Origin of the sequence: Streptomyces durocortorensis (genome assembly GCF_016901035.1) — a bacterium.
GTDB classification, from domain to species: Bacteria; Actinomycetota; Actinomycetes; order Streptomycetales; family Streptomycetaceae; genus Streptomyces; species Streptomyces durocortorensis.
Window position 1 is genome coordinate 39,385 of record NZ_JAFEUF010000025.1, and the last position, 10,281, is coordinate 49,665.

General features: G+C 71.3%; 8 protein-coding genes. 2 read left to right on the forward strand and 6 right to left on the reverse strand.

Going from position 1 to position 10,281, the window contains the following annotated elements; all coding sequences use genetic code 11:
- Positions 1-173: 173 nt before the first annotated feature.
- The gene (locus JS521_RS08085; protein ID WP_205082044.1) at positions 174-752 is read right to left on the reverse strand and encodes a dienelactone hydrolase family protein; all 579 of its coding nucleotides are present in this window, start codon (positions 750-752) and stop codon (positions 174-176) included.
- 50 nt (positions 753-802) lie between these two features.
- Here JS521_RS08085 and JS521_RS08090 point away from each other — a divergent pair, with 50 nt between their 5' ends.
- Complete coding sequence (locus tag JS521_RS08090) at positions 803-1,957, forward strand: mechanosensitive ion channel family protein (RefSeq protein ID WP_205082045.1); 1,155 nt, start codon at positions 803-805, stop codon at positions 1,955-1,957.
- 33 nt (positions 1,958-1,990) lie between these two features.
- Here the strand turns inward: JS521_RS08090 and JS521_RS08095 are convergent, their stop codons facing one another.
- From JS521_RS08095 to JS521_RS08115, 5 genes are all read right to left on the reverse strand, one after another.
- On the reverse strand, positions 1,991-3,577 hold the full coding sequence (locus JS521_RS08095; protein ID WP_205082046.1) for a Na+/H+ antiporter: 1,587 nt from the start codon (positions 3,575-3,577) through the stop codon (positions 1,991-1,993).
- Positions 3,578-3,705: 128 nt separating this feature from the next.
- The gene (locus JS521_RS08100; protein WP_205082047.1) at positions 3,706-4,191 is read right to left on the reverse strand and encodes a GNAT family N-acetyltransferase; all 486 of its coding nucleotides are present in this window, start codon (positions 4,189-4,191) and stop codon (positions 3,706-3,708) included.
- Positions 4,188-5,129, reverse strand: a complete 942-nt coding sequence (locus tag JS521_RS08105) for an RluA family pseudouridine synthase (RefSeq protein ID WP_003969718.1) — start codon at positions 5,127-5,129, stop codon at positions 4,188-4,190. The genes JS521_RS08100 and JS521_RS08105 overlap by 4 nt, the downstream gene beginning before the upstream one ends.
- Before the next feature lie 61 nt (positions 5,130-5,190).
- A complete protein-coding gene (lspA, locus tag JS521_RS08110) occupies positions 5,191-5,781 on the reverse strand; it encodes a signal peptidase II (protein ID WP_205082048.1) in 591 nt (196 codons plus the stop codon).
- 59 nt (positions 5,782-5,840) lie between these two features.
- Complete coding sequence (locus tag JS521_RS08115) at positions 5,841-6,521, reverse strand: TraR/DksA family transcriptional regulator (protein ID WP_205082049.1); 681 nt, start codon at positions 6,519-6,521, stop codon at positions 5,841-5,843.
- A gap of 563 nt (positions 6,522-7,084) precedes the next feature.
- On the opposite strand from JS521_RS08115, the gene ileS reads away from it, so the two are divergent.
- A complete protein-coding gene (ileS, locus tag JS521_RS08120; protein ID WP_205082050.1) occupies positions 7,085-10,228 on the forward strand; it encodes an isoleucine--tRNA ligase in 3,144 nt (1,047 codons plus the stop codon).
- Positions 10,229-10,281 lie beyond the last annotated feature (53 nt).

Sequence of the window (10,281 nt, forward strand, 5' to 3'; positions counted from 1 at the left end):
CCTTTCCCCCGCGCGCGCGCCCCCGGGCGCGCCGCCGCCCCCCCCCCCCGCCCCCCCCCCCCCCCCCCCCCCCCCCCCCCCCCCCCCCGGCCCCCCCCCCCCGGGTTCCTCGCGTTGCTCCGGGAGCCCGGACAGCCCAGCGGGTCCGGCAGGCTCAGCGGGCCCGGAAAGCTCTACAGGGTGGCGAGGAAGCCGAGCGCGACCTTCCAGGTCTGCTCGGCGGCCGCCTGGTCGTAGTCGTGCAGGTCGGGGTCGGTGAACAGGTGCCCGGCCCCCGGGTAGCGGTATACCTCGACGTCCGCGCCCGTCCGCTGCATCTGGAGGTACCAGCTGTTCAGCCAGTCGTGGGACTCGAAGGGGTCCGGGTCCGCGACGTGCAGCTGGACGGGGAGCTCGTCCACCGAGGCATTCTCGGCGATGTCCGAGGTGCCGTGGAACAGCAGCAGCCCCCGGGCCTTCGCGTCGCCGAGCGCCAGGGTCTGCGCGGTCGCCGCGCCGAGGGAGAAGCCGGCGTAGACGAGCCCCTGGTCCGAGTAGGGCGCGGAGGCCAGCACGGCACGCTTCAGCAGCTCGTCCTTGCCGACCTCGTCCTTGTACGCCATGCCCTCTTCCACCGTGTCGAAGGTGTGCCCCTCGAACAGATCGGGCACGCGCACCTCATGGCCGGCGTCCCTGAGGCGCGCGGCCGCGGCGTGCACGGCGGGCGTGAGCCCGTACGTGGAGTGGAAAAGCATGATGTTCATGAGGCCCATGGTGCCATTCGCACCCTGTCGGCCGCCCCTACATCTGGGAGGACGAGGGAATGGAGAGCGTGCTGCGCCCGCTGATCGTCATCGGCGGTTCCGTGGTGATCACCCTGCTGGTCGGCTGGCTGGTCGACCTGCTGCTGCGGCGGGCCGACAGCCGTCACCACGAGACCCCGCTGTGGGGGCTGCTGCGGCGCTGCCGGCTTCCGTTGCAGGTGGTGATCATCACGGCGCTGCTGCGCGGCAGCTACCGCGCGACGAAGATCGACTGGGTGCGGGACCACCGGGCCGGGATCGGCCAGGTCCTGACCCTGGTGCTGATCGGCGCCTCGGCCTGGCTGGTGGTGCGGATCGCGGCGACGGTCGTGGAGGCCAGTTACGCCCGGTACGCGACGGCCACCCGCGACCCGGCCCGGGTACGCCGGGTCCGTACGCAGGTCACCCTGATCCAGCGGGTCGTCATGGCGGTCGTGACGGTGGTCGCGATCGCCGCGATGCTCCTGACGTTCCCGCCGATGCGGGCGGTCGGCACGTCGATGCTCGCCTCGGCCGGTGTGCTCGGCATCGTCGCGGGTGTCGCCGCCCAGTCGACACTGGGAAATCTCTTCGCCGGGCTCCAGATCGCCTTCGGCGACATGGTGCGGATCGGGGACACCGTGGTCGTGGACGGCGAGTGGGGCACGATCGACGAGATCACCCTGACGTTCCTGGCGGTACGGACCTGGGACGAGCGGCGGATCACGATGCCGGTCTCGTACTTCACCAGCCAGCCGTTCGAGAACTGGTCGCGCGGCGGGGTCCAGATGACCGGCACGGTCTTCTTCCACCTCGACCACTCCGCCCCGGTCGCCGCGATGCGGGAGAAGCTGCGGGAGATCCTCGGTGACATCGCCGCCTGGGACGGCCGGGACTGGTCGCTGGCCGTCACGGACACGACGCCGTCCACGATCCAGGTGCGTGCGGTGGTCACGGCGAAGGACGCGGACGACATCTGGACGGTGCGCTGCGCGGTGCGCGAGCAGCTGATCGGCTGGCTGCGCGATCACCATCCGTACGCGCTGCCGCGGATCGCCACCGCGCCCGCCGTTCTGCCGCCGGGCGAGCAGTGGGCGGAGCTGACGGGCGCGAAGCTGGGCCGGGCGGGCCGCAACGGAACGGCGCCGCCCGCCGACCGCGACGACTCCAAGGCCCCGCGCACGGGCCGGGGCTGAGGCCCCCGGGCCGTGGCTGAAGGCCCCGAGGGCTCACCGCAGCGAGCGGAAGTCCAGGTTTCGCAGCACCCGGTCCACGACCTCCGGGTCGGAGCCGGGTTCGCTGCGCGCGGAGAGCACCTCGTGGCGGGCGGCCGACATCATCTCGCGCTGGATGCGGCTGATCGCCTTGAAGCGCTTCGCCCGCTGGGCGTAGGCCTCGCGCCGCTCCTCGTCGACCATGTCGGGGCTGATCCGGGCGCCGATGTCGTACGCGGCGCGCTGGAGCCGCTCCACGACCTCCTCGGGGAAGTCCTCGACCTCCTGGATCTCCTTGAGGCGGTACTTGGCGGCCTTGGCGGCCCGGATCGCGAGGTCCCTCTCCAGGGCCTCCTCGGCGGCGGTGTCGGCCCGGACGTTCAGCTTGCGGACCAGCCAGGGCAGGGTGAGCCCCTGGAAGACCAGGGTGGCCATGATCACGGCGAACGCGATGAAGATGATCTCGTCCCGGCCGGGGAAGGGCTGCCCGTCGTCGGTCTCCAGCGGGATCGCCAGCGCCAGGGCGACGGAGGCCACCCCGCGCATCCCGGCCCACCACATCACGACGGTCTCCCGCCAGCTGGTGGGAAGCTCCTCGCTGACGTCCCGGCGGGTGTGCAGCCGCTTGGCCAGCCAGGTCGCGGGCAGCAGCCACAGCAGCCGTACGCCGACGACGACCGCGACGATCGCGAGCCCCCAGCCGACCATCTCCAGGGCGTGCCCGTCGGCGGTGCCGAACACGGTGTGCAGCTCCAGGCCGATCAGCCCGAAGGCGACGCCGGTGACCAGGGTGTCGACGATGTCCCAGAAGGTACGTCCGGTGAGCCGGCCGAGCACGTCGTCGGCGTCGGCGGTGTGCTCGGCGAGGAACAGCGCGACGGTCAGGACGGCGAGCACGCCGGAACCCATCAGCTCCTCGGCCAGCACGTAGGCGACGAAGGGCACCAGCAGGGTCAGGCCGACCTGGAGGGTGGCGTCGCCGAGCAGGTTCATCAGCTTGATGGTGAGCCAGCCGAGCGCGAGGCCCACGGCGACCGCGACGACGGCGGAGAGGACCAGCAGCCCGAAGGCCTCGGGGAGCGAGAAGGTGCCGCTGACGGCGGCGGCGATGGCCACGTGGTAGAGCACGATGGCGGTCACGTCGTTGAAGAGGCCCTCGCCCTCCAGGATCGACACCAGTCGGCGCGGCAGTCCCACGGAACCCGCCACAGCGGTCGCCGCGACCGGGTCGGGCGGGGCGACGAGCGCGCCGAGCGCGACGGCCGCGGCGATCGGCAGCCCCGGCACGATCGAGTTGGCGACCGCGGCGACGGCGGCCGTGGTGACGAAGACGAGCGCCACGGCCAGCAGGAGGATCGGGCGTCTGTTGGCGGCGAACTGCCGCCAGGAGGTGCGCTGGACGGTGGCGTAGAGCAGCGGCGGAAGCAGCGCGGGGAGGATGATCTCCGGCGGGATGTCCACGTTCGGCACGAACGGCATGAACGCCATCGCGATGCCCGCGAGGGTCATCAGCACCGGCGCGGGCAGCCCCAGCCGGTCGCCGAGCGGCACCGTGACCACGGCTCCGAGCAGCAGCAGGAGCAGCAGGGACATCTGTTCCACGAGGGGCCTTCCGGAGCGTGCGGGTCCGGCAGGTCACGAGCGGCCGAACAGGGCTCCACCCTGCCACGCGCGGTGCACGTTTCGGCCGATACCCCCCGGGATCGGGCCGATGCCTCCGCTCGCGGTGCTCAGGCCGGGCGGATCTCCCGCCGCATGGCCCTGTGCGGCATGCCCGCGTCGGGGAACTCGGGGCCGTACGCGACGTATCCGAGCCTCTCGTAGAAGCCGAGGGCGTGCGTCTGCGCGTGCAGGTCGACGGCGGCCAGGCCCAGCTTCCGCGCCTCGCCCTCGATGGCCACGACGAGGGCCGCGCCGACGCCGAGGCCGCGGGCCTCACGGCTCACGGCGAGCCGGCCCAGCGAGCCGACGGTGAGGTCGCCACCGGTCTTCGAGGCCGCGTCCGCGCCGTGCAGCAGCCGCCCGGTGCCGAGCGCGGTACCGTCCGCCGCGACGGCCAGGACGTGCACGGCGGTCTCGTCGTAGGCGTCGTACTCCAGCTCCTCGGGCACGTTCTGCTCGCCGACGAAGACGTCCTTGCGGACCTGGAAGCAGGCGGCGAGGTCGCTCTCCTCGACGGCCCTGCGAGTGCTGTACGGGGTGGGCCCGGCGGTCACTGGCTCTCCGCGGAGATGGTGTCGAGGGCGTGCTGGAGGTCGGCCGGGTAGGTGGAGGAGAACTCCACCCAGCTGCCGTCGCTCGGGTGCTCGAAGCCGAGCCGCACGGCGTGCAGCCACTGCCGGGTCAGCCCGAGGCGCTTGGCCAGCGTCGGGTCCGCGCCGTACGTCAGGTCGCCGACGCAGGGGTGCCGGTGGGCGGACATGTGGACCCGGATCTGGTGGGTGCGGCCGGTCTCCAGCTTGATGTCGAGGAGGCTGGCGGCGCGGTAGGCCTCGATGAGGTCGTAGTGGGTGACCGAAGGCTTGCCCTCGGCGGTGACGGCCCACTTGTAGTCGTGGTTGGGATGGCGCCCGATGGGGGCGTCGATGGTGCCGCTCATCGGGTCCGGGTGGCCCTGGACGAGGGCGTGGTACTTCTTGTCGACGACCCGGTCGCGGAACTGGGCCTTGAGCAGGGTGTAGGCGCGCTCGGACTTGGCGACGACCATCAGGCCGGAGGTGCCGACGTCGAGCCGGTGCACGATGCCCTGGCGCTCGGCGGCGCCGGACGTCGAGATCCGGTAGCCGGCGGCGGCGAGGCCGCCGATGACGGTGGTGCCGGTCCAGCCGGGGCTGGGGTGGGCGGCGACGCCGACCGGCTTCATGATGACGACGATGTCGTCGTCGTCGTGGACGATCTCCATGCCCTCGACGGGCTCGGCGACGATCTGGACGGGGGCGGGCGCCCCCGGCATCTCGACCTCCAGCCAGGCGCCGCCGTGGACGCGCTCGGACTTCCCGGCCACCGAACCGTCCACCTGGACCTTCCCGGCTGCGGCCAGCTCGGCGGCCTTGGTGCGGGAGAAACCGAACATCCGGGAGATGGCGGCGTCGACGCGCTCGCCCTCCAGGCCGTCCGGTACGGGCAGGGTGCGGATCTCGGGGTGCGTACTCACCAGTCGAGTATGCCTTGCGCGACACGCTCCCCGCGCAGCCCGGTCGGTCCCTGGAGCCCGGTCAGTCCTTGTGGACGGTCCCGTCGGGGTCCAGGCCCTTGAAGGACAGGATCACGATGAGGATGCCGCCGCAGACGATGGCGGAGTCGGCGAGGTTGAAGACGGCGAAGTGCTTGGGGGCGATGAAGTCGACCACCGCGCCCTCGAACACGCCGGGCGCCCGGAAGAGCCGGTCGGTGAGGTTGCCGAGCGCACCGCCCAGGAGCAGACCCAGGGCGATGGCCCACGGCAGGCTGTAGAGCTTGCGGGCCAGCCGGACGATGACCACGATCACTCCGGCGGCGATGATCGTGAAGATCACCGTGAACGCCTCGCCGAACCCGAACGCGGCGCCCGCGTTCCGGATCGCCCGGAACTGCAGCCAGTCGCCGATGATGTCGATCGGCGGCTGGTGCTCCAGCTTCGCGACCACGATCATCTTCGTGACCAGGTCCAGCAGATAGGCCACGACGGCCACGCTCAGCAGAACGAGGACCTTCCGCTTGCCCCGGCCCGCGTTCACGGCGGCGTCGGCGGCCGTGCTGCCGCCTTCGTCCGTGCCCTCGGCCTCGGGATTCTCCGGCGTACCGATGATGCGCTCCGCCTCTGCCACGTAAGTCCCTCAACCCTAGGTGCCTGCCTTCGGATGAGGGTACGACACACCTGTGCGGATCAGCCGCGCCGCTCCTGCTTCTGCTTGTCCTCGACGCACAGGGTGGCCCGGGGGAAGGCCTGCATGCGCGCCTTGCCGATCGGTTTGCCGCAGATCTCGCAGAGCCCGTACGTCCCCGCCTCCAGCCGGGCGAGCGCCCGCTCGGTCTGCTCCAGCATCTCCTGGGCGTTGGCGGCGAGCGACAGCTCGTGCTCGCGGGTGATGTTCTTGGTGCCGGTGTCGGCCTCGTCGTCGCCCGCGCCGTCGCCGGAGTCCCGCATCAGTCCGGCGAGGGCCGCGCCGGAGGCCTCCAGCTCACTGCGGAGCCGCAGGATCTCGCTGGTCAGCACGGTGCGGGCCTCGGTGACCTCCTCGGGAGTCCACGGATCCTCCCCGGGCCGGACGGCCAGCTCGTCCGGGGCGGCGGCACGGGCGGGCGGCACGGGGGCCGTGGCCTGTGCGCCTGCTGCGGGACGACTCGCGCTCTTCTTGGCTACCACCGTGGGGGCTCCCGTCTGATCGGCGGCCCGTGCCGCCTCCGTGGCCGACGCTGCGGCCCTTTTCGCGGTCTTCTTCGCCGCGGTCTTCTTGGCGGTGCTCTTCTTGGCGGCGGGCTTGTCGCCGGCCGCCGCCTTCTTGGCCGCGGTCTTCTTGGCGGCGGCCTTCTTCACCGTCTTCTTCGCTGCCTTCTTCGCCACCATGGCCGCGGCCCCTTCACATATAGTGATCTTGCTCGCGAATCGTGCTGGGACGATAAATCGACTCCAGCCCCGCGGCAACGGGGCACGCCGCCCTCTCGCCCTCCCCCGTGTCCGGTCGTGGCTCGCCTGCCTCCGTTGTTCCCAGCTCCCCGCCCGGTAATCGGCCCCCGGGCCCCGCCGGGAAGTCCTTGTCCCCCGTCCCGCCACTCGGGTAACGCCCACGCGCCCCCGGTAAACCGGTCGGCCGTCGCCCGTACGGGCCCGTACACTGACCCCAGCGAGAGGCATCGACGGGACGAGTAGCGCCGTACGCAGCCAGCAGCGACCCGGGGACGGTGGGAGCCCGGGGGCGAGCGCGATGTGAAGATCACCCCTGAGCCGCCGGAAGAACGCCTTGGACACGTGGGTCTGCCCGCGGACACCAGGCCACTAGACCCGGCATCGCGACCCCAATGAGGGGGCCACGGGCACACGCCCGGGGCCAAGGAGGGTGGTACCGCGGGAGCCGAGACGCTCTCGTCCCTCCGACGGAAGTGGAAGACATCCGCCGGAGGAAGCCGCACATGACATCGCCGCAGTACCGCCAGGTACCCGCCCAGGTCGACCTGCCCGCGCTGGAGCACGCCGTGCTCGACTTCTGGCGCGAGAGCAAGGTCTTCGCCAAGAGCCTCGACCAGTCCGAGGGCCGCCCCGAGTGGGTCTTCTACGAGGGCCCGCCCACCGCCAACGGCATGCCGGGCGCCCACCACATCGAGGCCCGCGTCTTCAAGGACGTCTTCCCCCGCTTCCGCACCATGCAGGGCTACCACGTCGGCCGGAAGGCCGGCTGGGACTGCCACGGCCTGCCGGTCGAGCTGGCGGTGGAAAAGGAACTGGGCTTCAACGGCAAGAAGGACATCGAGGCGTTCGGCATCGCCGAGTTCAACGCCAAGTGCCGTGAGTCGGTGACCCGGCACACCGACGCCTTCGCCGAGCTGACGACCCGCATGGGCTACTGGGTCGACCTGGACGACGCGTACCGCACGATGGACCCGGAGTACGTGGACTCCGTCTGGTGGTCGCTGAAGGAGATCTTCAACAAGGACCTGCTGGTCCAGGACCACCGGGTCGCCCCTTGGTGCCCCCGCTGCGGCACGGGCCTCTCCGACCATGAGCTGGCCCAGGGCTACGAGACGGTCGTCGACCCCTCGGTCTTCGTCCGCTTCCCCCTCACCTCGGGCCCCCTGGCGGGCGAGGCGGCCCTCCTGGTCTGGACGACCACGCCGTGGACGCTGGTCTCCAACACGGCGGTCGCCGCGCACCCCGGGGTCCGCTACATCGTCGCGACGAACGGCGAGGAGAAGCTCGTCGTAGCCGAACCGCTGCTGGAGAAGGCGCTGGGCGAGGGCTGGGAGACGACCGGCCAGTCGTTCACGGGTGCCGAGATGGAGCGCTGGACCTACGAACGCCCCTTCACTTTGGTCGACTTCCCGGCCGAGGCCCACTACGTGGTCAACGCCGAGTACGTCACGACCGAGGACGGTACGGGTCTGGTCCACCAGTCCCCCGCGTTCGGCGCCGACGACCTCCTGGTCTGCCGTGCGTACGGCCTGCCGGTGGTCAACCCGGTCCGCCCGGACGGCACGTTCGAGGAGGACCTCCCCCTGGTGGGCGGCGTCTTCTTCAAGAAGGCCGACGAGACGCTCACCGCGGACCTGGACGCGCGGGGCAAGCTCTTCCGCCATGTCCCGTACGAGCACAGCTACCCGCACTGCTGGCGCTGCCACACGGCGCTGCTCTACTACGCGCAGCCCTCCTGGTACATCAGGACGACGGCCATCAAGGACCGTCTCCTCCAGGAGAACGAGAAGACCAACTGGTTCCCGGACTCGGTCAAGAACGGCCGCTTCGGCGACTGGCTGAACAACAACGTCGACTGGGCGCTGTCCCGTAACCGCTACTGGGGTACGCCGCTGCCGATCTGGCGCTGCGAGGACGACCACCTGACGTGCGTGGGCTCGCGCGCCGAACTCACCGAACTGACGGGCCGGGACCAGTCATCGCTCGACCCCCACCGCCCCTTCATCGACGAGATCACGTTCACCTGCACGCACGAGAACTGCCAGCTGGAGGCGTACCGCGTCCCGGAGGTCATCGACGCCTGGTACGACTCGGGTTCGATGCCGTTCGCGCAGTGGGGCTACCCGTACAAGAACAAGGAGATCTTCGAGAGCCGCTACCCGGCGCAGTTCATCTCGGAGGCCATCGACCAGACCCGCGGCTGGTTCTACACGATGATGGCGGTCGGCACGCTGGTCTTCGACAAGTCGTCCTACGAGAACGTGGTCTGCCTGGGCCACATCCTCGCCGAGGACGGCCGCAAGATGTCCAAGCACCTGGGCAACATCCTCCAGCCGATCCCGCTGATGGACCAGCACGGGGCGGACGCGGTGCGGTGGTTCATGGCGGCGGGCGGCTCCCCCTGGGCGGCACGCCGGGTGGGCCACGGCACGATCCAGGAGGTGGTCCGCAAGACGCTCCTGACGTACTGGAACACGGTGGCTTTCCAGGCCCTGTACGCACGCACGTCGTCCTGGGCCCCGTCGGCGGCCGACCCGGCCCCGGCGGACCGCACGGTCCTGGACCGCTGGCTGCTGAGCGAACTCAACGCGCTGGTGGACCAGATGACGGTCGCGATGGAGAGCTACGACACCCAGCGCGCCGGCAAGCTGCTCTCGGCGTTCGTGGACGACCTCTCCAACTGGTACGTACGCCGCTCGCGCCGCCGCTTCTGGCAGGGCGACAAGGCGGCGCTGCGCACGCTGCACGAGGTCGTCGAGACGGTGACCCGGCTGATGGCCCCGCTGGTCCCGTTCATCACGGAGCGGGTGTGGCAGGACCTGATCGTCCCGGTCACGCCGGACGCCCCGGAGTCGGTCCACCTGGCGTCGTGGCCCACGGCGGAGGCTTCGGCGATCGACCCGACGCTCTCCTCCCAGATGGCGCTGGTGCGCCGCCTGGTGGAGCTGGGCCGGGCGACGCGCGCGGAGTCGGGCGTGAAGACGCGCCAGCCGCTGTCGCGCGCGCTGGTGGCGGCGAACGGCTTCGACACGCTGCCCGCCGACCTTCGGGCGCAGATCACGGAAGAGCTGAACGTCACATCCCTGGCCTCGCTGTCCGAGGTGGGCGGCTCGCTGGTCGACACGACGGCGAAGGCGAACTTCCGGGCGCTGGGCAAGCGGTTCGGCAAGGGCGTGCAGGCGGTGGCCAAGGCGGTGGCGGAGGCGGACGCGGCAGCGCTCTCCCTCGCCCTGCGCGAGGGCACGGCGTCGGTGGAGGTGGACGGGGAGCGGATCACCCTCGCCCCGGACGAGGTCATCATCACGGAGACCCCGCGCGAGGGCTGGTCGGTCGCCTCGGACTCGGGCGCGACGGTGGCCCTGGACCTGGAGATCACTCCGGAACTGCGCCGGGCGGGCCTGGCCCGTGACGCGATCCGCCTGATCCAGGAGGCCCGCAAGAACAGCGGCCTGGACGTGGCGGACCGGATCGCCGTCCGCTGGACGACGACGTCCGAGGCCACACAGGAGGCCCTGACGGAGCACGCCCCCCTGATCTCGGACGAGGTCCTGGCCGAGGACTACGCGGAGGGCGAGGCGGACGAGACGTACGGCGAGACGTTCGAGGACGAGGGCCTGGGGCTGAGGTTCCGCCTGCGCAAGCGGTAGGGGTAACCCGCGCCAGGGGAAGGGCCCGCCGGGAAGGATTCCGGCGGGCCCTT